We start from the raw sequence: 21,225 nt of genomic DNA on the forward strand, positions 1-21,225 counted from the left end.
CCGATGCCCGAGTGACGGAACGCAGCCGCCAGGCTCGGGGAGCCGGCTGTCAGAGGACAGCGAGTCCCTGCGGTGGACCTCGGGAGATGACCGAATGGGCGAGGAGGAGCCGTCGTGGAGCGCGCTCGTCACCGGCCCGTACGGGCAGCAGACGGGGCCGGTCCCGTACGACGGGGACGAAGGCTGCCACCAGCAGGCGCAAGGGGCGGAAGAGCCGCAGGGGTGCGGCGCGCAGCAGGCGGAACACCGCCCGCTCCCCGTACGCCATCCACAGCCCGCTCAACAGCGCTGCCAGGAGGTGCGCCGACAGCATGCCGAAGGACGAGGACACGTCCGCCGTCGCTGTCATGTCCGCCACGGCAGTCATGTCCCCGTGGCCCATGGCCGCGTGCGACATGTGCGTGTGTGCCGCGTGCACGTCGCCCGTCGTCATCGCCGCGCCGGCGGCGGGCGCGGGGACGGTCGCCGGCGGGGACCAGGAGAACACCGTGTGGAGCGCGCTCTGTACGAGCACGGACATCGTCGTGACGGCCGGCAGTCCGCGTTCGCGGCCCGCGAGCGTCCAGGCGGCCGCCATGGTGACGACGAAGGCGGGTAACACCGTCCGGGCAGGCACGCCCTGACCGGACATCAGGACGTGGCCGGTGGCCGCGAGCAGCACACAGACGGCCGCGAACAGCGCGGCCCGCACTCCTCGCGAACATCGGCCTGGCGTCATGGAGCGCCCATCCTTGCACCCCTCCCCGGAGGTACGAGGGCGGGTACGGCCGTCCCGGGCCGCCCCCTCGACCTGTCGGGACATGAGTACGCGACTGTGGCGCGTCCCACAAGAGCGCCTCGGGAACTTCCGGCACGGTCGCCACGACTCCTCGAAGGCGAGGCGTTCCGCCCGCAGGCCGAACGGGGGAGGGGGTACGGGGTGAGGACCGCGGGTACGGCGGCGGAGGCACCTGCCGATGGCGTGCGAGGGGCGGACCGCGGGCTGACCGCGCTGCTGACCACGGCCATGGCCTTCTCGATGCTGCAGCTCTTCCTGCTCGGAGCGCTCGGCCCGCGTCTCGTCGACCGGCTCGGTGTCCCGGAGGCCGTGCTGGGCCTGACCACCACGGTGGGCTTCGGCACGGCGGCCGTCCTCTCGCCCGTCGGCGGCCGGATCGTCGACCGCGTCGGACCCCGCCGGGCCCTCGTGGCCCTGCTCGCCCTTTCGGCGATCGCCCTGGGCCTGATCGGCGCAGCGCCGGGCCCCGGACCGCTCCTCGCGGCCGTCGCGCTGGGCGGCCTGCCACAGGCGCTCGCCAACCCCGCGACGAACAAGGCGATCATGGTCGCCGTCCCGGTGTCGAGGAGGGGCGGGGTCACCGGCACCAAACAGTCCGGCGTCCAACTGGGAGCCTTCGCCGCCGGGTTGCCCCTCGCCGCGGCCGCGGGCGCCATCGGCTGGCGCGGAGCGGTCTGGGTCGCCGCCGGTGCGGCGCTCCTCGCGGCCCTGTGGGCCTGGCGCGCGCTGCCGGCCGACGCGCCACCGCGGCCGAAGGGGGTCGCGAGCGGCACGGCACGGTCCCGCCCCTCCGCACCCGTGCCCTGGCTGGTGGCCTTCTCGCTCTTCCTCGGTGCGGGCATCGCCTCCGTCAACACGTACCTGGCCCTGTTCGGAGCCCAGCGCCTCGGTATGGGGCCCACGGCGGCGGGCGCGCTGGTCGCCGTCCTCGGCGTCGCCGGGATCGCCGGCCGGGTCGGCTGGTCCCGCGCCGCCACCCCGGGCCGCGCACCCTGGCTGCCGGGCCTGCTCGCGGCCGGGGCGGTGGGTGCGGCCCTGCTCCTGGCCACCGCCGTCCGCGTCGACCGCCTCGTGTGGGTGGCCGCCGTGGCGGTCGGGGTGTTCGCCGTGGCCGGCAACGCCGTCTCGATGGTGCTGGTGATGCAGCGGTCGGGGCCCGGCCGGGCCGGACAGGATTCCGCCCTGGTCGCCGCCGGCTTCTTCGCCGGGTTCGCCGTGGGGCCGCCGGCGTTCGGGCTGCTCGCGGAGCACGGACGGTACGGGTACGGATGGGTCCTGGTCGCCGCGGAGTTCGCCGCTGCGGCGGCGGTAGCGCTCGCCTGGGCCGTACGGGACCGCCGTACTCGCGCGGAGGGACCGCGGTGAGCGCCCTGGGCTGGGCCGAGGAAGCCCTCGGCCTCGTGCTCCGGCGGGTGGGGGAGACGGCGGAGCACGTGGGGGACCGCTTTCCGCTGTACGCCGACCCGGCCGACGGACGGTGGACGACCACGGCACGCGGATCGTGGACGGGTGGATTCTGGGCAGGGCTTCTCTGGCTCAGGGCCGGCCGTACCGGGATGGGCGCGGACCGCACGGCGGCCGCCGCCGTCACCGCACGGCTGGCCCCCTGGGCGGAGGCGGACACCGCGACCAGGGGCCTCGTCCTCTGGTACGGCACCGCCCTCGCCGCCGGGGACGCGGCGGCGCGGGCCCTGCGGGAGCACGCGGCGAAGACCGCCGTCGGCGCCTTCGATCCGGTCCTCGGCCTCGTCCCGTGGGGTGCGGCCCTCGGCGGTGCACGGCTGCGGGCCCGTGCGGACGGTGCCCCCGGCCTCGTACCCCTGCTGGCGTCGGCCGGGCCCGAGGGGCGGACGGCTGCCGCCGCGCACCTGCACCGCCACCTGGATCTGTGCCTGCCCGGCGACGGTGCCCGGCGGCCCTGCCCGGCATGGCGCTGGGACGGGACGAACGGCTGGACGGCGGAGGCCGATCCCGCCCCCGGCTGGACCCGGGGCGAGGCATGGCTCCTCCTCGCCGCCGCGGACGCCCTTCTGGTCGCGGACGCGGTCGCGGACACCCTGCCCTGGCGGCCGGACCGGCTGACGGAAGCGGCCGGACTCCTCCTCGCCGACTGCGCGATGCTCGACGGCCCGCCGGTTCCGGCGGCGGACGCCCACCGTCCCGACGGCCCACGCGACTCCTCCGCCGCCGCCATCACCGCGGTCGCTCTCCTGAAGCTCGCGCTCGTCCCCGGAGCCGCGTGGTCGACAGCGTGCGCGTCCCGGGCGGAATCGCCGCTCACGGCCGCCGGCAAACCCGACCGGGCGGCGCTGCGTCGCCAGATCACCGAGGAACGGGCCGCCGCCCTCACCCGCGCATGACAGGAGGGGGAGGGCCCGCGCCACGGCCCTCCCCCTCCCGCGACCCGTCCGGTCAGGCCCCGCCCATGGCCTCCTTCAGCACGGCCGCGGCGCCCCGGTACACCGCGAGCAGGTCCAGATCGTCGCCCGGGTAGTTCACGATGCTCACCTGCTCGGCACCCGAGTCCGGCAGCACGGTGCCCGTCGACATGTGCGCGTTGTCGAGAACGAACGCGGGCTTCTTCGCCGAGAGGGAGGCCAGCCGGGCGGGGGTCACCGCTCCGGGCCGTACGTACCCACCGTCGTGGCACCCGCGAGACCGGCAGCCCAGGCCGTGAAGACCTGGGTGACGACCGCCGGTCTCCTCCCGCCCGGCCAGGCGGACTCGAGCTCGCCGTTCAGCTTCGTGACCTCGCCGTCGAGACGGGTCTTCCACCGGGCGGCGGCGTCCTTCGTACCGAACAGGCCACCGAGGCGTACGACCTCGGCACCGGCCCTGGCCGGGTCGTTGTCGAGGTTCACCTCGACCGGCTTCGCCTTCGAGCCGGCCGCCTCCTTGATCTTCGCGGCGTACGGCTCGAAGGGCGCGTAGAGCACGAAATCGGCTTTCGCGACGGCGGCCAGGTCCGACGGCTTAGGGTCGTAGTCGGGCGCGTGGTGCACGGACCGCGGCACGATCACCGTGACGTCCTCGGCCCCGGCGGCTTTGGCGAAGGCCCCCTCCCACGTGGTCGTCACGACGACGACCGGCTTGTCCCCCGCCGCCTCGTGACCGGCGTCGGCGTCGGAGCCGGTGCCGGCCTCGCGGTCAGCCCGCCCACTCCCAGCCGATGAGCGGCCCCCGCGGCCCCGGCCGGATCCCCGCTGCTCGCGAGCAGCTCGTCCCCGCGTAGCGGGAACCGTCCGGCGGCGGGCTTCTGCGGGATCCAGGCACACGACCGACGCCGCCGCGCCCACTCGGCGGCGGTGCGCGCGGAGTGTCCGCCGACCTCGACGACGCCGCTCGCCTGCCGGTGCAGCCCGAGGACGGCCCGCAGCAGCGTCGTCTTCCCGGACCCGTTCGTCCCGGTCAGCGCGACGCGTTCACCGGCGGCGATCTCCAGGTCCACCCCGACGACGGCATCGTTCCGGCCGTGCCGACAGGTGACTTCGCGCATGCGTATGTCCAGTCCGCCCATCCTCTGCCCTCTGCCTTCGCCGCTGCCGTGCCGGTGCGGTGAAGAAGTCGGACAGGACGGGCGCCGAGTTCCCGCCCGGTGCCGGGAACCGGACATGACCGCCTGCCGGCCACCTCCCCGCCGCGCCTTAGGCCCCCAGACGACGCCGGCCCGGGGGCCATGCCGGAGTACGAGGCACGGTTCAGCCCGAATCGCACACGGGACCGCCCGACTGGCCCGGCAGGTAGGCCGACCGCTCCTGTGGGGTGAGGTCACGGCCGACGGTCCGGCAGATGCTCGCGACCGCTGCGGCGGGCTCGGGGAGGGTGGTGTTCCACAGCCGTACGATCTTGTCGACCCCGCCGGTGGCGAGGGTGCGGCCGTCGCGGCTGAACGCCACGGCGAACACCGCGTTGGTGTGCCCGATCAGGATGATGAGGGGCTTGCGGGAGTCGGCGTCCCACAGCCGCGTGGAGAGATCGAGACCCGCGGCGGCGAGCACGTGCCCGTCGGGACTGAACGCCACCGCGTCCACCTCGTCCGTCGGCCCGAGCAGGGTGGCGCGGGGGGCGCCGGACGGGAAGTCCCACAGCCGGACGGTGCGGTCCGAGCTGCCCGAGGCGAGAGTGTGTCCGTCGGAACTGAAGGCCACCGACGTCACCTGACTGGTGTGGCCCCTGAGAGTGGCGAGGAGTCTGCCGGTGGTCACGTCCCACAGCCGTACGTGCGCGTCGCTGCCCGCGGTGGCGAGGGTGCGTCCGTCACGGCTGAAGGCCACCTTGTTGATCCCGCTGGCCTGCTGCTGCAGGACGTCGACGCGCTTGCCCGTGTCCGGGTCCCACAGGACGACCGTACGATCGGCGGCGACCGAGGCCAGGAGGTCGCCTTCGGGACTGAAGGCCACACCGTGTACGGCGGCGACGTGTTCTTGGGGAAGCTCGCGGATCTCGCCCGTGTCCACGTCGATCAGGCGCACCCTGGTGTCCATGCTGCCCGTGGCAAGCGTGTGCCCGTCGGGGCTGAACGCCACGGACAGCACCCCGCCGCCGTGTCGGGCGACGGGAGCCAGGACCGCTCCGGTGGCCAGGTCCGTCAGCCGGACGTCCCCAAGGGAGTCGCCGCTGGCGAGGATCTTTCCCTTGGGGTCGATCGCCACCGCGAGCACCCCGCCGGAATGCCCGGCCCGGGTGGCGCGTACCGCTCCGCTGGTCGTGTCCCACAGCCGCACCGTGCGGTCGAGTCCGGCCGACGCCAGGATGCGTCCGTCCGGGCTGAACGCCACCGACAGCACGTCGTCGGTGTGGCCGAACAGACTCGTGAGGGCCGCACCGGTGGCGGTGTCCCACAGCTGCACGACGTTGTCGCTGCCGGTGGCGAAGGTGCGTCCGTCCGGGCTGAACGCCACCGACTCCACAGCGCTGCCGCTTTCCGTACTGCGGGCTTCGCCGGTGGTCGTGTCCCACAGCTGCACCGTACCGTCCTCGCCGCCGACGGCGACGGTCCTCCCGACGCGGTCGAACGCGACCGAGGAGACCGGGCCGGGATGGTCCAGCTTCCTCAGCCGCCTCCCGGTGGCGGCGTCCCACATCAGCGCCGTCCCGTCCGTGCTGCCGGAGACCAGCGTGCCGCTGTCGCGGCTGAACGCGACCGAGTACACGACATCGGTGTGCCCGGGCAGGGTCTTGAGGAGCTCGCCGGTCTTCGCGTCCCTCAGGCGCACCTTGGTGTCGGCGCCTGCGGTCGCCAGGGTGCGCCCGTCAGGGCTGACGGCCACGGAGACCACTTGGCCGGCGCCCTCGTTCCGGATGGCGCGGGACTCGCCGGTGGTCGTGTTCCACAGCCGCACCGTGTCGTCGGCGTCGCCGGTCGCGAGGGTCTTGCCGTCGGGGCTGAACGCGGCCGAGTAGACCTCGTTCGTATGCTCCTTGCGGATCATGTGGGCCCGGCCGGTGGCCACGTCCCACAGGCGCAGCGTGCGGTCGTCGCCCACCGTCGCGAGGATCTTCCCGTTCGGGCTGAACACTACGGTGCGGACCGTCTCGGTGTGTCCGGTCAGACGACGGTGCTGCGGCAGAGACGCCGCGTTCCGCAGGCTCTCCAGGGATTCGGCGTTGTGGTTCGTGCGATACGCCTTGACGGCGAGCAGCGAGGCGAGTTCCGGGTTCGTGGTGATGAGCTCGGTGGACTGGGCGGCCAGCTGCCGGGACAGTGCAGTCTCGCGAGCGGTCACGGCCGACCGCCACTGCCAGACGGCCCCGCCCACGGCGAGCAGAGCGAGCACCAGCAGGGTCGCGAGGATGCTGTTGAGGCGTCTGCTGCGCCGGATGACGGCGTGCTGGCGCTGCTTGCTCGCCGTGAGAAAGGCCGCGATGTCACCCGGCAGATGGCGTTTGCGCCCCCAGCCGAGACCCTCCGCCAGGGCAGTTCCGGCCAGCAGGTCTCCGGGGTCCTGCCCGGCGGCCCAGCGCGCGCGCCGCTCGCGGGTGCGCTCCAACCACTCCTGGAACTGGTGCTCCTGACCCACCCACGTGTTCAGGGCGGGCCAGTCGTGGATGAGCGCGTCATGGATCAGCTCGGCCACCGGCCGGCCGGGAGAGATACCGGGGCCCTCGCCGGCGCCGAGGGTCTGGGTGGTGACGATGCGGTGGTGCGTGAGGACGGCGAGGACCTCGTCGAACCCGCCGCCTTCGCCAGGCGTGCCGTCCAGGTCGGCTGCGAGCTCGCGCAGTTCGTCGAGGGGAACCTGGGCGCGGGTGGGGGGAATGCGGCGGGTGGGATCCTCCGGGCGCACCAGGGAGGTGAGAATCCGCCGGGCCACGGTCCGCTGTTCCGTGGACAGCACGTCGAGAGCGGTGTCGCACCAGTTCGTCAGGCTTCCGGTCACCCCTCCGATACGCCGGTACGCCTCGTGGGTGAGGTAGCCGTCCTGGCGCCGCTCCCAAAGCTGGCTGAGCGTGAGTTCCAGGAGGGGCAGGACGGTGGCGGGTACCTGAAGCGCGTCCCCGCCGTCGGGGGCCGTGGCCAGGACATCCGCGATGATCTGCTCCGGCAGTCCCGCCTGGAACCGGAGCCGCACGTCCTCGGCGGGCAGGGTGATGATGTCGTGCAGATCCTGCTTGCCGAGGCTGTTCGGGACGTTCAGGAGCCCGGGGGTTGCCGCTTCCAGCAGTGCGGGAGCCTGCGCGGCCAGTTGGGGGTAGAAGTCGTCGCGCATGATCAGGATCACGCTGAGCCGGTCGGACGATTCGGCGGCCGCGGCGATCTCGCCGGCGACCGGCCGGTGGTCGCGCTGTCCGTCCGCGGTGGGCTGGGTGAAGACCTCCTCGAACTGGTCGACGACCAGGAGGACATGGCCGGGCTCGGGTTCGGCCCCGAGGCGGCGGGCAACGGCCGCGGCGATCCCGTCGGTGGTGGCGCCGGGCAGTCCGGCGTGCTCGATCTCGGACGACAGGTCCTGCCGCGGCCGGACGAGGACGGTGAACCACCGGTCGCTGCCCGGCAGCTCGCCCGCGGCGAGTTCCCGCAGGACACCCGCCTGGATCAACGACGACTTGCCGGAGCCGGAGGGGCCGAGCAGAAGCGTGAGCCGCTGCTTGCGGGCGAGGCTCGCCATGACCTGCCGTACCGCGTCCTGGCGGCCTTCGAACCACCGTGCCTGTTCGGCGGTGAAGGACTCCAGACCGCGATAGGGACACAAGTCGCTCTCGACGAGCTCGGGAAGCAGAGCCCGCAGCGTCCGCGTCGGCGTGACGTACGCGATGTTCTGCCCCCGTTCGTACGCGTCGGGGGCCGTGATCTCGGTGATCATGCCGATGACCAGGCCGGTCTCCTCGTCGAGAACCGGTCCGCCGCTGAACCCGGTGGTGAGGTCGTTGGCGTCGGTCAGCTGGAGCAGCTCACTCCCGCCCGGCACGGCCGGCAGCAGGTCGCCGGCCACCCCGAAGCCGAAGTGTCCTTCCCGCGGGGCCTGGGCGGGGAAACCGAACGAACGCACCCGGTGGCCGCGACTGCCCCCGGCGGGCCCCAGTGGCAGTGCCTCCGCTCCGGCGGGGACGCCGTCGAGACGGACGAAGGCCACGTCCTCGGCCTCGGGGGCACGCCAGGGTTCTTCCAGGACCAGGCCACCGAACCGCTCCTCGCCGGCCACCCGCGGGAAGACCACTTCCACACGGTCACCGGGGCCGTGGCCCGCTGCCCGCGCCACGTGCGCGCAGGTGGCGAGGAGGTCGCCGGACACCAGGAAACCCGCCCCCGCCACAGTGCCGTCCTGCCCGAGGACCTGGCCCACGGCAGGGGGAAGCCGCGCCATCCCCGGCCCGTCCGACGAGGTCGGTGCCCTGGGCACCGGGGCTCAACTCCGCTCTTCGTCCGCGGGAGGCAGCGGAGGCGGAGCGGCTCCGTCGCGCTGCCAGGACACGGTCACCTTCAGATGGCCTTCGGCGCGGCCCTTGGTGATCACGGCGCCGGCCTCGACCGCCAGATTGACCCCGAACTCGACGGTGATCGCGTCCGGGCGCGCCTTGCGCAGTTGCTCGAGGGTGGCGTGTGCGGCCTCCGTGATGGGCTCCAGGGCCGCCTGCAGACTCCCGTGCAGCTCATGCATGGTGTCGCCGACGCGGCCGGCTTTCACCGGCCCTTCCGACAGCGTCGGATCCTCCACCAGAACGCAGCCCCCGCCATCCAAGGGAATGCGGGTCAGGGCTACCACAGCGCCTCCTCCATCCACCGAATCGGAGCTCGGCTGATGCGATCGAAGGTCGTGGACAGGTCCGCTCAGGAAACAAGACCAGGATCGTCGATTTCCGCGGCCTTCGCATCCCGCAGAGCGCCGGCGCGAGGCGAGTAAAGGTCTGCGGCCCATGGCTGTGTGTAACAGGAATGTATTACCGGGCGGTTGGGCGGAACGACTCGCCGGTCCTGACGGGTCTTGGTGGGCGGAAGCGCTCGCTCGTACCGAGCGGCCGGCACCGCCCACCCATACAGAGGACGAAACCATGCGCGTTCACAAGCTCACCCTCGCGGCCGCCCTGGTCGCCGCGGCGGGTCTCTCGCTGACGGCCTGCGACGACGGCGGCGGCGCGGGACAGAGCGCACCGTCGTCCGCGGCCACCACGTCTTCCTCGGCCGGCGGTTCGGACACCGGTGGTTCGGGGCAGGGAGCCGGGAAGGGCTCCGGCGGAAAGGACTCCGCCGGGAAGAGCTCCGCCGGGCAGGGCACGGCCGCCGGAAGCGGCTCCGACGGGAGCGGCGAGGGCGGCAAGCCCGGCAAGTGCCGTACCGACGAGCTGGAGATCACGGCGATGGACAGCACGATCGACGGTGACCCCGAAGGAACCGTCGCCGTGCAGCTGACGAACGGCGGCGGCCGGGTCTGCGTGCTATCCGGGTACGCGGGCGTCGACCTGAGGACCAACGCGGGCACGCTGTCCGCGAAGCGCACGGGTGAGCGGGCCACCCCGATCACCCTCAAGAGCGGGAAGTCGGTGGCGTTCGGCATCACCTACCCGTTCGACGAGACGGGCGGCTCCGGCGTCCGCATCACCGGACTCCTGGTGACCCCGCCGAACGAGACGAAGACGGTCACCCTCGCCTGGCCGGGCGCCGCGACCCTGCCCGTCACGGACGGCTCCGGATCCCCGGTGAAGGTCGGACCGCTCGGAAGCGCGGGCCAGGGCGACTGACCGCACGACCCGCTGCCACGACGACGCCCGCACTACCCCTCGCGCACCCCCAGCGACAGCTCCCCGCACCGGCGCCCCCGGGCGTCGAGGGGCTTCATCACGCACAGGCGGATGTCGCCGGCCCGGGTGGGCGAGACCCACGGCCTCCGCCTCGGAGCGGAACGCCCTGGCCTGTGGGGAGGAAAGGAAGCACCGTTCATCCGTGCTGAGGCGTCCCGCCGCCGGCCGCGAGCAGGTCGGGAAGGCCGGCGAAGGAGTCGAGGACGTGGTCGGGCGTGCCGGAGGCGGCGCGGTGCGTCTCGGGGAGGTATTTGCCCGTCCTCACCAGTACGCCGGTGATGCCGGAGCGCTGGGCGGCCAGCACATCGGATTCGATGTCGTCGCCGACCATCAGCGCCTCCGACGCGTCGACGCCGAGATGGGCGAGGGCGCTCGCGAAGAACGCGGGAGCCGGCTTGCCCGTCACGTCCGCCACGGTGCGGGCGGCCTTCTCGAGCCCTTCGAGGAACGCCCCGGTGTCCAGGTCGAGGCCGCCCTCGGTCCGCCAGTACAGGTTGCGGTGCATCGACACCAGCCGGGCGCCGCGCTGTAGTTGCCGGAACACCCGGTTGAGGGCCTCGTAGCCGAACTCGGCCCCGGCTCCGCCGAGCACGACGACCTCGGCGTCAGCACCCTCCTCGACGAGCGTGACGCCCGGCAGGTCCTCCCGTACGTCACCGCTGTTGAGCAGGAGGCAGCGCGCGCCGGGAAAGTGCTCGCGCAGATACGCCGCCGTGGCCACGGGGGCGGTCAGGATGTCTCCGGCGTCGACGGGGAAGCCGAGGCCGGCCAGGCGCGAGGCGATGGTGGCCCTGGTGCGGGAGGTGTTGTTGGTGACCAGCGCGACGCGGAGCCCCGCGCCGCGCAGTCGCTCCATGGCCGGGACCGCTCCCGGCAGGGGCTTCCAGGAGACGGTGAGGACGCCGTCGATGTCGACCAGGACCGCTCGGATTCCTTCCATGGAGCCGACGGTAGCCGCGGTGCCGGGCATCCGCGTCTCACCCGCGTCTCACCAGCGTCTTCACCCCCTTCTCACCTGCGTTTCTCCCGCATCTCACCCACGTCGAGGTCGCTGCACGTCACTGCACCGGCGCGGTGCGTGCGAGGGCGTCGCGGGCTGCTTCTTCGGCGATGGAGCGGTCCTCCGGGACCAGGCCGATGCGGGTGCGGCGGTCGAGGAGGTCGGAGATGTCGAGGGCGCCTTCGTGGCGGACCGCCCACAGCAGTTCGGCACCCGTGACGGGGTGGCCGGGTACGACGGGCCGGGCGAGTGCCGGGTCCTCGAGACCGAGCGCGTGAACGGCCGGTGCCTCGGAGCCGTAGCGGTACACGAGACGGGGCGGGACGTCGAGCCCGGCGAGGGTCTGCGGCCGTGCGGCGCCGACGAGGGGTACGGAGGCCGTACGGCACGGGCCGGCGGTGAGGCCGCGGGCCGCCACGGCGGCGTCGACGGCGTCCTGGGCCATGCGGCGGTAGGTGGTCAGCTTGCCGCCGACGACGGTGACGATGCCGTCGGGCGAGGTGAGCACGGCGTGCCGGCGCGAGATGTCGGCGGTGCGACCCGCCGCGTCCTGGGTGTCGAGCAGGGGCCGCAGGCCCGCGAAGGCCCCGACCACGTCCGTGCGTTGGACGGTGACGTCCAGTGCGGAGCCGAGTACGTCGAGGAGGAAGCCGATGTCGGTCTCGGGGACCTCCGGCACGTCGGGGACGTCGCCGTCGACGGGTTCGTCGGTGAGACCGACGTACACGCGTCCGTCGCCCTGGGGCAGGACCAGGACGAAGCGGTTCGACTCACCGGGGATGGGGATGTGCAGGCCCGCGGAGAGGCGGCCGAGGTTCTCGGAGCGCAGGACGAGATGGGTGCCGCGTGAGGGCCGCAGACGTACGTCGTCGACGAGGCCGCCCGCCCAGACGCCGGTCGCGTTGACGACGGTACGCGCGCGGATGCGCAGCTCCTGGCCGGTGGTCTCGTCGCGGACCAGCGCACCGTCGGGGTGGAGCTCCAGGGCTCGGGTGCGGGTGAGGACGCGGGCGCCGTACGCGGCCGCGGTGCGGGCGATGGCGGTCACGAGTCGTGCGTCGTCGGAGAGCCGGCCGTCCCAGGACAGCAGTCCGCCGCGCAGCCCGGTGGTGCGCAGGGCCGGGGCGAGGTGACGGGTCTCGACCGCCGACAGCGTGCGCGGCTGGGGCAGCGTGCTGCGCGAGGTGCGCGCGCCGACGCGCAGCAGGTCGCCCGCGAGGAATCCGGCGCGGGCGAGCGCGGCCTGCCCGCGGCTGACGAGCGGGGTGAGGGGCAGGACGAAGGGCTGGGCGCGCACGAGGTGGGGGGCGGTGCGTTCCATGAGGATGCCGCGCTCGACCGCACTCTCGTGGGCGACGTCGAGCTGTCCGGACGCGAGGTAGCGCAGGCCGCCGTGGATCAGCTTGGAGCTCCAGCGGGAGGTGCCGAAAGCGAGGTCGTGTGCGTCGATCGCGGCGACGGTGAGCCCACGGGTGGCCGCGTCGAGCGCGGCTCCCGCTCCGGTGGCACCGAGCCCGACGACGAGTACGTCGACCACGCTGTCGGCGTCGCCGTCCGCCAGTCGGGCCAGGTCGCGCAGGCGCCGCCGGGCGTCGAGCGAGGAGCCGGGCAGGGCGGGGCTGCTCGTGGGGTTCATGGGGCGATGGTCCTCTCCAGCAGGGTGCGCAGCTCGTCGAGGAAGGCGGCTTCGCTCAGTTCGGGATCGGTCTCGTCGGTCATGGTGCGCAGCGAGAGCGTGAAGGACTGGACGACGAGCAGCAGGGACCGGGCCTGCAGGTCCGGCCGGACGCGGCGTACGGAGCCGTCCTCGTGGCCGTCCTCGAGTGCCGTGTGCAGGAGCCCGAGCAGGGCGTCCTGGCTCGCGCCCCGGCGGTCGAGGATGTACGGCAGCAGCAGCTCGGGGTCGACGTCGAGGATCTTGTGGAAGAGCGGGTGGGCCCGGAACGCCGCGGCGCCCGCGACGAGCCCCTCGACGATCCGGTCCCGTTCGGGCCGGTCGTCGTCGGAGGGCGGCATGGCACCGGCGGCGACGGCGATCCACTCACGGGTCATCAGGTCGCCTACCAGGCTGCGCACGTCGGGCCAGCGCCGGTAGAGCGTCATCCGGGACACGCCCGCGCGCCGGGCGATGTCGGTGAGCGTGGTCCGCCGTACGCCGACGGCGAGCACGCAGTCGCGTGCGGCGTCGAGCACGGGATCTGCGTCTGCATGGTTGTGACGAATGGGCGTCATCTGTCACAGTGTAATGCCAGCGCCGGCCGAGTGGCAGCGCCATCCGTGAAACAGACCGTGAGGAACCCTTTCGAAGTGGACATGTTGTGGAGCGGTTGGGGCGACCCGGCCAAGGCGGCACCCCTGCCCGACTCGGTGACCGGCCTGCTGCGTGACCTGCTCGGCGTCACCCCGCGTGAGAGCGGCCCGGCCGCCCTCACCGACATCGAAACGCCCGCCCCGGCACTGACCGGCGAGGCCCGCACCGCGCTGCGCGCGGCCGTCGGTGTCCCCGACGGCCTGCGGGAGGACGCCGAGAGCCGCATCCGGCACACCCGCGGCAAGTCGACCCCCGACCTGCTGCGCATCCGCGCCGGCGAGATCGACGACATCCCCGCCGCGGTCGTGCTCCCGGGCGACCACGACGAGGTCCTCGCCGTGCTCCGCGCCTGCGCCGACCACGGGGTCGCCGCCGTGCCCTTCGGTGGCGGCACCTCCGTCGTCGGCGGCCTCGCGCCCACCACGAAGCGGCCGTTCGTCGCCCTCGACCTGCGGCGGCTCGACCGGCTGCTCGCCGTCGACGAGGTGTCCCGCACCGCGACCCTGGAGCCCGGTCTGCGCGGCCCGCAGTGCGAGGCGCTGCTCAACGAGCAGGGCTGGACCCTCGGACACTTCCCGCAGTCCTTCGAGTGGGCGTCCGTCGGCGGCTTCGCCGCGGCCCGCTCCAGCGGCCAGGCGTCAGCCGGATACGGCCGCTTCGACGAGATGGTCCTGGGCCTGACGGTCGCCACACCCGAAGGCACGCTCGAGACCGGCCGGGCCCCGCGCTCGGCCGCCGGCCCCGACCTGCGCCAGCTGATCCTCGGCTCCGAAGGCGCCCTCGGAGTGATCACAGCGGTCACCGTGCGCATCCGCCCGCTGCCCGCGAAGCGGATCTACGAGGGCTGGCGCTTCGCCTCCTTCGAGGCCGGCACGGCAGCACTGCGCCGACTCGCCCAGGACGGCCCCCGGCCCACGGTGCTGCGGCTGTCCGACGAGACCGAGACCTTCATCGGACTCGCGCAGCCGGACGCCATCGGCAGCACCGAACTCCCGCAGAACCCGGGCTGCATGGCCATCGTCGGCTACGAGGGCACCGAGCAGGAGACGGCCGCCCGGCGCGCCGCCGCCCGCGAGCTCCTGCTCGCCTGCGACGGCGAGTTCATCGGCGAGGAGCCCGGCGACCGCTGGGAGCACGGCCGGTACAACGCGCCCTACCTGCGCGACGCGCTGCTCGACGCCGGCGCGTTCGCCGAGACGCTGGAGACGGCGGCCTTCTGGTCCGCCATCCCCGGCCTGTACACGGCGGTGCGGGACGCGCTGACCAGCACCCTCACCGAGGCGGGCACGCCACCGCTCGTCATGTGCCACATCTCGCACACGTACGAGAACGGCGCCTCCCTGTACTTCACCGTCGTGTCCGCGCAGGGCGAGGACGCCGTCACGCACTGGGCACCGGTGAAGCGGGCGGCCAACGACGCGATCCTGGCCGCGGGCGGCACCATCAGCCACCACCACGGCGTCGGCACCGACCACCGTGACTGGTACGCCCGCGAGATCGGCCCCCTCGGCATTCGTATGCTGCAGGCCGTCAAGGCCGAGGTCGACCCCTCCGGTGTGCTCAGCCCCGGAGTCCTCATCCCCATCCGCTGAACCCTACTCGTGCCGCCCGGAGGCCAGATCCATGCGACAGTTCACCGCCGTCGTCAACCCCACCGCAGGGGGTTCCAGCGGCACGGCGGGCCTGCTCCCGCTGGCCCGTCTGCTGCGGGAGGCTGGCGCGCGACTCGACACCGTCTACAGCCGCAGCCTGGCGCACGCACGAGAGCTCGCCCTGGAAGCCGGAGCACAGGGGCACGTCGTGCTCGCCGTCGGCGGTGACGGGATGGCCGGCTGCGTCGGCGGCGCGCTCAGCGGCACGGACACGGTCTTCGGCCTGGTCCCCGCGGGCCGCGGCAACGACTTCGCCCGCGCCCTGGGACTTCCCACCGACGCCCCGCGGCTCGTCGAGCTGCTGCTCGACGGCGAGCCGCGGGCCGTCGACACGATCGAGGTGGAGTCAGCCGCGCACGCGCGGACCTGCGTTCTCGGAAGCGTGTACGCGGGCGTCGACGCGGTGGCCAACCGCCACGCCAACGCCTCCCGAGTGCTGCGCGGCGCGGCGTCGTACTACGCGGGCGGCCTGCGGGCGGTCCTCGCCTGGAAGCCCGCCGCGTACCGCGTCACGATCGACGGGGTGAGGCACGAGCGCACCGGCTACACGGTCGTCGTGGCGAACTCCGGCTTCTACGGCTTCGGGAGGAACATCGCCCCGGGCGCGCGCATCGACGACGGGCTGCTCGACGTCGTGGTCATCAAGAAGGCACCGAAACGTCTCTTCTTCGCCATGATGAACGAGCTGAAGACCGGGGCGCACGTGAACCGTCCCGAGGTCGAGATCCTGCGCGGCAAGGAGATCCGCATCGAAGCGGACCGGCCCCTCCCGTACGGAGCGGACGGCGAGGTCGACGCGACCCTGCCGGTCACCCTCAGGGTGCGGCCCGCCGCTCTGAACGTCCTGGCCTGACCGGCGGATCGGGTGCCCGGAGGGGGGCGACGCCTCCTCCGGGCACCCGTCCCGGCAGCCGGGGCTCAGGCCGTCGCGGGGGTGTAGTGGGTGGCGTCGTCGCCCTCGATGACATGGCTGAGCGTGCCGTCGACACCGGCCGGGACGTCGCCCGCGACGGTCACCCGGTGCAGCAGGCGCGGCAGGTCGCCGTAGTCGTCGGGGGCGTAGTGCTGGGTGATGCGGTTGTCGAACAGGACGAGGTCGCCCGGCTGCCAGGCCACCCGCACGATGTTCTCGGGGCGGGTGACGTATGCCTGGAAGATGCGCAGCAGATCGCGGGATTCGGAGGGACCGAGGCCGATGATGCTTTGGGCGAAGCCGCCGATGAACAGCCCGCGCTCCCCGGTCTCGGGATGGACGCGGACGACCGGGTGGGCGGTGCGGTACGTCCGGGAGACGAACCGCTTGCGGTGCTCGGCCGCCTTCTCGCTCTTCGGGGCGGCGTAGTCGTAGGCGTTCGTGTGCACTGCCCACAGCTTGTCGGCCAGCTCGCGCAGCGGCTCGGGCAGATCCCGGTAGGCGGCACCCGCGTGGGCGATGAGGGTGTTGCCGCCGTAGGGCGGAACCACGATGCTGCGCAGCGTGGAGGCCTTCGGCGGCGTACGGACGAAGGTGACGTCCGTGTGCCAGTGGTTGGCACGGATGCCCTCGTCGCCGTCGACGGGCAGGATCTCGGGCCGGCCGTCGAGGGACGGCACCGTCGGGTGCGCGGTCGTGAGCTCGCCGAAGAGGGAGGCGAAGCGGAGCTGGCCCTCCTCGTCGAGCCGCTGGCCGCGGAAGACGAGCGCCTTGTGTTCCAGGAGCGCGGAGTTGATCTCGGTGACGACGGCGGGGTCGAGCTCGGCGCGGAGGTCCACGCCGACGATCTCCGCGCCGATACGGCCGCCGATCCTGCGGACGTCGAAGCCGGTGCCGGTGGTCATGAGCGAGTCCTTTCGGAAGGTGATCAAGAGGTGATGGGCGGGGCCGGTCACACGGGCCGGCCCTCCGCGGCCGCTGCCGCGGCCGGCCGGTTGGCGGGGCGGGCCAGACCGTAGTGCTCGCGCAGGGTGCGGCCGCTGTACTCGGTACGGAACAGGCCCCGTTGCTGAAGGATCGGCACGACGTGGTCGACGAAGTCCTCCAGTCCGCCCGGCAGGAGCGGCGGCATGATGTTGAAGCCGTCGGCGGCGCCCTGCGTGAACCACTCCTGGAGCTCGTCGGCGATCTGCTCCGGGGTGCCGGCGAAGACGCGGTGGCCGCGGCCGCTGCCGAGGCGGGCGATCAGCTGGCGTACGGTCAGGCCCTCGCGGCGAGCGAGGTCGGCGACGAGCGTGAAGCGACTCTTGTTGCCGTTGATGTCCCGTTCCTCGGGCAGCTCCGGCAGCGGGCCGTCCAGTGGCAGCCCCGTCAGGTCGGTGCCGAGCATGCCGGACAGCTGGGCGAGCCCGTACTCGGGGATCTGCAGCTCCGTGAGCTCCTGTTCCAGCGCGCGTGCCTCCGCCTCGGTCGAGCCGATGACGGGAGCGATGCCGGGAAGCACCAGCAGCTGGTCCTCGCTGCGGCCGTGGCGCGGGAGCCGGGACTTGAGGTCCCTGGAGAAGGCCTGGCCGTCGGCGAGGGTCTGCTGGGCGGTGAAGACGGCCTCGGCGTACTGCGCGGCGAACTCCTTGCCGTCCTCCGACGAGCCGGCCTGCACCAGCAGCGGGTGGCCCTGCGGACTGCGCGGGACGTTCAGCGGGCCCTGCACCCCGAAGTGCTCCCCGCGGTGGTCGATCGGCCGCACCCGGTCGGTGTCCGCGTAGACGCCACGCTCACGGTCGAGCAGGATCGCGTCGTCCTCCCAGCTGTCCCACAGTCTGGTGGTGACCTCGACGAACTCCCGGGCCCGCTCGTAGCGCAGCCGGTGCTCCAGGTGCTGGTCCTGGCCGAAGTTGCGGGCCTCGTTCACGGTGCCGGAGGTGACGATGTTCCAGCCGGCCCGGCCGCCGCTGATGTGGTCGAGGGAGGCGAACTTGCGGGCGGTGTGGAAGGGCTCGTTGAAGGTGGTGGAGACGGTGGCGATCAGTCCGATGTGCTCGGTGACCGCCGCCAGCGCGGACAGCAGGGTGAGCGGTTCGAAGCCGCCGAGCGCGTTGTACCGGGCGTTCCCCCACAGGGCGAGACCGTCGGCGAGGAAGACCGAGTCGAGCCGCCCGCGCTCGGCCGTCCGGGCCAGCTGCTGGAAGTAGCGCAGATCGGTGACCCGTTCGGGCTGGGTACGGGGGTGGCGCCAGGCGGCGTCGTGGTGGCCGGCGTTCATCAGGAAGGCGTTGAGATGCAGTCGGCGGGGGCTGGTCGCGGGCATGGGGTTCCTCGGATCGGGGGCGGTGGGACGAGCGGGGACCGCGGGGCGGGAGGGGGTCCGGATCAGTCGCGTGAGGGCGGCCGGATCAGTGGCCCGCGGACACGCGCCAGGAGCTGAGCCGGCGCTCGAGGGCCACCAGGAGCTGGTTGACGGCCACGCCGATGGCGGAGATCGTGATGATGCCCGCGTACATCTGCGGGATCGCGAAGTTGTACTGCGAGGCGTTGATCAGGTAACCGAGCCCCGCCTTGGCGCCGATCATCTCGGCGGCGACCAGCACCAGGATCGACACGGATCCGGCCAGCCGGATGCCGGTGAAGACGACCGGCACGGCGGACGGCAGGATGACCTTCTGGAAGAGCCGGGGTGCGGACAGGTCCATCGACTTCGCGAGCTTCAGCAGCGTGGGGTCGACATGGCGTACGGCGCTGATGGTGTTGAGCAGGATCGGCCAGGCGCACGCGTATAGCACGATGGAGATCTTCGAGGTCTCCCCGATGCCCAGGAGCAGGACGAAGACCGGCAGCAGGGCCAGCGCGGCGGTGTTGCGGAAGACCTCGAGCAGCGGACCGAGCAGATCGGCGACGGGCCGGTACCAGCCGATCAGCAGACCGAGGGGTACGGCGAGGACCAGGGCCAGACCGAATCCGCTGAACGAGCGCACCAGGCTGGCGTACGTGTTGTCGGCGAGCTGACCGTCGGCCGCGAGCGCCCACCAGGCGACGGCGACCTCGCTGAACGGGGGCAGGAAGGTCCGGTCGACGAGCCCGAGCCGTGGCGCGGTCTCCCACAGCACCAGCAGGGCCGCGATCGCCGCGGACTTGGTGGCACCGGTCGCCAGGAGGGACGACAGCCGGAGGAGCACCCGGCGGGTACGGGCCGCCTGCGCGGCCGCTCGGCGCGACCGGGGCAGCGGTGGCGCCGAGGCGGGGGCGGACGAGGCGGGGGCGGACGAGGTGGGGACGGGGGCGTGGCCGCCTCCCGCGGGGCCCGCCGGGAGCGGTGGGGGAGTCTTCTCGGTGGTGGTGCGGGTCGTGAGGCTCATGCGGATGCCTCCTGCCTCTCCAGCTGCTGGGCCATGGCCACCTCGTCGTGCAGCAGCGACCAGATCTCGTGCCGGTGGTGCGCGAACTCGGGGGTGGAGCGGATGTCACCCGTGCCGGTGCGGGAGCCGAGGGCGACCGGCACGACTTGCTTGATGCGGCCCGGCCTGGACGTCATGACGGCGACGCGCTGCCCCAGATAGACGGCTTCGTCGATGCTGTGCGTGATGAAGACGACGGTCTTACCGGTGCGCTGCCAGATGCGGAGCAGTTCGTCCTGCAGCGACTCCCGGGTCTGGGCGTCCAGCGCGGCGAACGGCTCGTCCATGAGCAGCACGTCCGGGTCGTAGGCCAGGCTGCGGGCGATCGCCACCCGCTGGCGCATCCCGCCCGACAGCTCGTGCGGATGCCGGTTCTCGAACCCGGACAGGCCGACCAGATCCAGGAACTCCCGGGCCCGTGCGCCCCGTTGGCGGCGTGGCACGCCGGTGGCTTCCAGGCCGAACTCGACGTTTCCCTGCGCTGTGCGCCAGGGCAGCAGTGCGTACTGCTGGAAGACGATCCCGCGATCCAGGCCCGGACCGGTGACGGGTTCGCCGTCCAGCAGGATGCGTCCACCGGTCGGTCGGGCGAGGCCGCCGAGCAGGTCCAGCAGCGTCGACTTGCCGCAGCCGCTGGGGCCGACCAGGACGACGAGCTCGCCCGCCGCTATCTCCAGGTCGATGCCGTCGACTGCCGTGAACTCCCTGGGTTTCCGCGTCTCCGGACCTCCCTTCGCCGTCGTGTCCTTGACCGTGAAGACCTTCCGGACGTCCTCGAACACGATCTTTGGCGCAGTGGGTGTCGGCATGGGACTCAGCTCCCGCTCGTCGAGGCGGAGGGGGCCGGTGAGGCGGGCGTGGTGCCGCCCTTGCCGGCGGAGTTGAACGCGTTGGTGTACAGGTCGTCCAGCGTGACCTGGCCCTTCCGGATGTCGCCGCGCTCGGCCAACCAGTCGATCCAGAGCTGGAGTTCCCCGCCGGTGATCCGGCCGGCCTTCTCGGCGACGCCGTAGGAGTGCCAGTACTTCAGGGGTGCGGTGTCCTCGTTGCGGCCGCGCTTCTTCACGATGTCCGTCATCCGGGCGATGACCTCGTCGCGTGGAGTGGTGCGCGACCACTCGATGGCCCGTCCCACCGCGGTGACGAAGGTCCGTGCCGTGTCGGGGTTCCGCTTGAGGAAGCGGTCCGTCATCACGTAGCTCCCGGCGCTGAAGGCGCCCAGCAGTTCGAAGTCCGTGAACAGCGGGCGGATTCCGCCGGTTGCCAGGGCCTTGTCGCGCAGAATGCCGCCGAGCACGGCCACGTCGATCTGTCTTCGGCGCAGCGACTGCTCGGTGTTCACCGGTGGCACCACCAGCGGCTCGACCTTGTCGATCTCCGCCCCGGACAGACCGCGACGCTGGAGATAGATGTCGAGCATCGCCTCCGCATGGGCTCCGAGCGTGTTCATCCCGACCTTCTTGCCGGTGAGATCGCGGGCGGAGCGGATCGGGCTGTCCGCAAGGACGTAGTAGCCGTTGTAGGCGTACTTGTCGGATCCGTAGTAGCTGATGACGGCCTTGATGGGGGTCTTGTTCGCGGCCAGTTTGACGACCGCGCCGTTGAACGCGCCGCCGAAGTCCGTCTGCCCGGTGGCGGCGGACTGGATGTCCTGCGGCCCGCTGATCGTGTTGCCGACCCACTCCAGTTTCACGTCCTCGAGATAGCCGAGATCCTCGGCCAGCTCCGGCAACGTGACCTGTCCTGCCCAGCCCTGATAGCGCAGCGCCCGGGTCTGGCCCTTGCCTGAGCCCCCAGTGGCGGTCGTGCCGCAGCTCACGGCGACCGCGGAGAGACCGAGCAGAGTGAGGAACTGTCGTCGGGGCGACGCCGTCGTGGTCATGGGTCATCCTGTTCACGTTCGATGGAGCGGCTGGAGGGGGTTTCCGCGGAGATCTCCCGC

At 72.7% G+C, this 21,225-nt stretch carries 16 protein-coding genes and 2 pseudogenes; 5 read left to right on the plus strand and 13 right to left on the minus strand.

The window, feature by feature from the left end; all coding sequences use genetic code 11:
- Positions 1-49: 49 nt before the first annotated feature.
- Complete coding sequence (locus ACIGEZ_RS18445; RefSeq protein ID WP_399832227.1) at positions 50-718, minus strand: hypothetical protein; 669 nt, start codon at positions 716-718, stop codon at positions 50-52.
- Between the two features lie 288 nt (positions 719-1,006).
- Here ACIGEZ_RS18445 and ACIGEZ_RS18450 point away from each other — a divergent pair, with 288 nt between their 5' ends.
- Positions 1,007-2,143, plus strand: a complete 1,137-nt coding sequence (locus tag ACIGEZ_RS18450; protein ID WP_399832730.1) for an MFS transporter — start codon at positions 1,007-1,009, stop codon at positions 2,141-2,143.
- Positions 2,140-3,138, plus strand: a complete 999-nt coding sequence (locus ACIGEZ_RS18455) for a sugar ABC transporter permease (RefSeq protein ID WP_399832228.1) — start codon at positions 2,140-2,142, stop codon at positions 3,136-3,138. The genes ACIGEZ_RS18450 and ACIGEZ_RS18455 overlap by 4 nt, the downstream gene beginning before the upstream one ends.
- Before the next feature lie 52 nt (positions 3,139-3,190).
- Here ACIGEZ_RS18455 and ACIGEZ_RS18460 read toward each other — a convergent pair.
- The 4 genes and pseudogenes from ACIGEZ_RS18460 to ACIGEZ_RS18475 all read right to left on the minus strand — a co-directional run.
- Positions 3,191-3,942, minus strand: a pseudogene (locus tag ACIGEZ_RS18460) (metal ABC transporter solute-binding protein, Zn/Mn family); the annotation flags it as partial.
- Positions 3,915-4,295: pseudogene (locus tag ACIGEZ_RS18465) on the minus strand (ATP-binding cassette domain-containing protein); the annotation flags it as partial. The pseudogenes ACIGEZ_RS18460 and ACIGEZ_RS18465, both read right to left, overlap by 28 nt.
- A gap of 181 nt (positions 4,296-4,476) precedes the next feature.
- Positions 4,477-8,619, minus strand: coding sequence for a trypsin-like peptidase domain-containing protein (locus ACIGEZ_RS18470; RefSeq protein ID WP_399832230.1), 4,143 nt, complete (start codon positions 8,617-8,619; stop codon positions 4,477-4,479).
- A gap of 6 nt (positions 8,620-8,625) precedes the next feature.
- The gene (locus ACIGEZ_RS18475) at positions 8,626-8,982 is read right to left on the minus strand and encodes a CU044_2847 family protein (RefSeq protein ID WP_399832232.1); all 357 of its coding nucleotides are present in this window, start codon (positions 8,980-8,982) and stop codon (positions 8,626-8,628) included.
- A gap of 286 nt (positions 8,983-9,268) precedes the next feature.
- Between ACIGEZ_RS18475 and ACIGEZ_RS18480 the strand changes: the two genes are divergently transcribed.
- Positions 9,269-9,955, plus strand: a complete 687-nt coding sequence (locus ACIGEZ_RS18480; RefSeq protein WP_399832234.1) for a DUF4232 domain-containing protein — start codon at positions 9,269-9,271, stop codon at positions 9,953-9,955.
- A gap of 196 nt (positions 9,956-10,151) precedes the next feature.
- On the opposite strand, the gene ACIGEZ_RS18485 is transcribed toward ACIGEZ_RS18480, so the two are convergent.
- From ACIGEZ_RS18485 to ACIGEZ_RS18495, 3 genes are all read right to left on the minus strand, one after another.
- Positions 10,152-10,955: a TIGR01458 family HAD-type hydrolase gene (locus tag ACIGEZ_RS18485; protein ID WP_399832236.1), complete on the minus strand. Its 804-nt coding sequence runs from the start codon at positions 10,953-10,955 to the stop codon at positions 10,152-10,154.
- Positions 10,956-11,073: 118 nt separating this feature from the next.
- Positions 11,074-12,651: a glycerol-3-phosphate dehydrogenase/oxidase gene (locus ACIGEZ_RS18490; protein WP_399832238.1), complete on the minus strand. Its 1,578-nt coding sequence runs from the start codon at positions 12,649-12,651 to the stop codon at positions 11,074-11,076.
- Complete coding sequence (locus ACIGEZ_RS18495) at positions 12,648-13,247, minus strand: TetR/AcrR family transcriptional regulator (RefSeq protein ID WP_399832240.1); 600 nt, start codon at positions 13,245-13,247, stop codon at positions 12,648-12,650. The genes ACIGEZ_RS18490 and ACIGEZ_RS18495 overlap by 4 nt, the downstream gene beginning before the upstream one ends.
- A 75-nt stretch (positions 13,248-13,322) precedes the next feature.
- Here ACIGEZ_RS18495 and ACIGEZ_RS18500 point away from each other — a divergent pair, with 75 nt between their 5' ends.
- Together ACIGEZ_RS18500 and ACIGEZ_RS18505 are read left to right on the plus strand one after the other, a co-directional pair.
- Complete coding sequence (locus tag ACIGEZ_RS18500) at positions 13,323-14,918, plus strand: FAD-binding oxidoreductase (RefSeq protein WP_399832242.1); 1,596 nt, start codon at positions 13,323-13,325, stop codon at positions 14,916-14,918.
- A 31-nt stretch (positions 14,919-14,949) separates the two neighbouring features.
- Entirely contained in the window at positions 14,950-15,831 is an 882-nt protein-coding gene (locus ACIGEZ_RS18505) for a diacylglycerol/lipid kinase family protein (protein WP_399832244.1), read from the plus strand.
- A gap of 65 nt (positions 15,832-15,896) precedes the next feature.
- On the opposite strand, the gene ACIGEZ_RS18510 is transcribed toward ACIGEZ_RS18505, so the two are convergent.
- The 5 genes from ACIGEZ_RS18510 to ACIGEZ_RS18530 form a co-directional block, all read right to left on the minus strand.
- Positions 15,897-16,796 carry a TauD/TfdA dioxygenase family protein gene (locus ACIGEZ_RS18510; RefSeq protein ID WP_399832246.1) on the minus strand — a complete coding sequence of 300 codons (900 nt, stop codon included), beginning with the start codon at positions 16,794-16,796 and terminating at the stop codon, positions 15,897-15,899.
- A gap of 47 nt (positions 16,797-16,843) precedes the next feature.
- Positions 16,844-18,199 (minus strand): LLM class flavin-dependent oxidoreductase, encoded by a 1,356-nt coding sequence (locus ACIGEZ_RS18515; protein WP_399832248.1) that lies wholly within the window; start codon positions 18,197-18,199, stop codon positions 16,844-16,846.
- Between the two features lie 85 nt (positions 18,200-18,284).
- Positions 18,285-19,244 carry an ABC transporter permease gene (locus tag ACIGEZ_RS18520; RefSeq protein WP_399832250.1) on the minus strand — a complete coding sequence of 320 codons (960 nt, stop codon included), beginning with the start codon at positions 19,242-19,244 and terminating at the stop codon, positions 18,285-18,287.
- A complete protein-coding gene (locus tag ACIGEZ_RS18525; protein ID WP_399832252.1) occupies positions 19,241-20,092 on the minus strand; it encodes an ABC transporter ATP-binding protein in 852 nt (283 codons plus the stop codon). The genes ACIGEZ_RS18520 and ACIGEZ_RS18525 overlap by 4 nt, the downstream gene beginning before the upstream one ends.
- A 5-nt stretch (positions 20,093-20,097) precedes the next feature.
- Positions 20,098-21,165 (minus strand): ABC transporter substrate-binding protein, encoded by a 1,068-nt coding sequence (locus ACIGEZ_RS18530; protein WP_399832254.1) that lies wholly within the window; start codon positions 21,163-21,165, stop codon positions 20,098-20,100.
- Positions 21,166-21,225 lie beyond the last annotated feature (60 nt).

Source organism: Streptomyces sp. NPDC085481, from assembly GCF_044541845.1.
Lineage (GTDB): Bacteria > Actinomycetota > Actinomycetes > Streptomycetales > Streptomycetaceae > Streptomyces.

Coding starts and splice junctions, on each gene's coding strand:
- ACIGEZ_RS18520 (WP_399832250.1), bottom strand. CDS start 19,244: ATGAGCCTCACGACCCGCACCACCACCGAGAAGACTCCCCCACCGCTC.
- ACIGEZ_RS18515 (WP_399832248.1), bottom strand. CDS start 18,199: ATGCCCGCGACCAGCCCCCGCCGACTGCATCTCAACGCCTTCCTGATG.
- ACIGEZ_RS18530 (WP_399832254.1), bottom strand. CDS start 21,165: ATGACCACGACGGCGTCGCCCCGACGACAGTTCCTCACTCTGCTCGGT.
- ACIGEZ_RS18445 (WP_399832227.1), bottom strand. CDS start 718: ATGACGCCAGGCCGATGTTCGCGAGGAGTGCGGGCCGCGCTGTTCGCG.
- ACIGEZ_RS18505 (WP_399832244.1), top strand. CDS start 14,950: ATGCGACAGTTCACCGCCGTCGTCAACCCCACCGCAGGGGGTTCCAGC.
- ACIGEZ_RS18485 (WP_399832236.1), bottom strand. CDS start 10,955: ATGGAAGGAATCCGAGCGGTCCTGGTCGACATCGACGGCGTCCTCACC.
- ACIGEZ_RS18450 (WP_399832730.1), top strand. CDS start 1,007: ATGGCCTTCTCGATGCTGCAGCTCTTCCTGCTCGGAGCGCTCGGCCCG.
- ACIGEZ_RS18510 (WP_399832246.1), bottom strand. CDS start 16,796: ATGACCACCGGCACCGGCTTCGACGTCCGCAGGATCGGCGGCCGTATC.
- ACIGEZ_RS18495 (WP_399832240.1), bottom strand. CDS start 13,247: ATGACGCCCATTCGTCACAACCATGCAGACGCAGATCCCGTGCTCGAC.
- ACIGEZ_RS18490 (WP_399832238.1), bottom strand. CDS start 12,651: ATGAACCCCACGAGCAGCCCCGCCCTGCCCGGCTCCTCGCTCGACGCC.
- ACIGEZ_RS18525 (WP_399832252.1), bottom strand. CDS start 20,092: ATGCCGACACCCACTGCGCCAAAGATCGTGTTCGAGGACGTCCGGAAG.
- ACIGEZ_RS18480 (WP_399832234.1), top strand. CDS start 9,269: ATGCGCGTTCACAAGCTCACCCTCGCGGCCGCCCTGGTCGCCGCGGCG.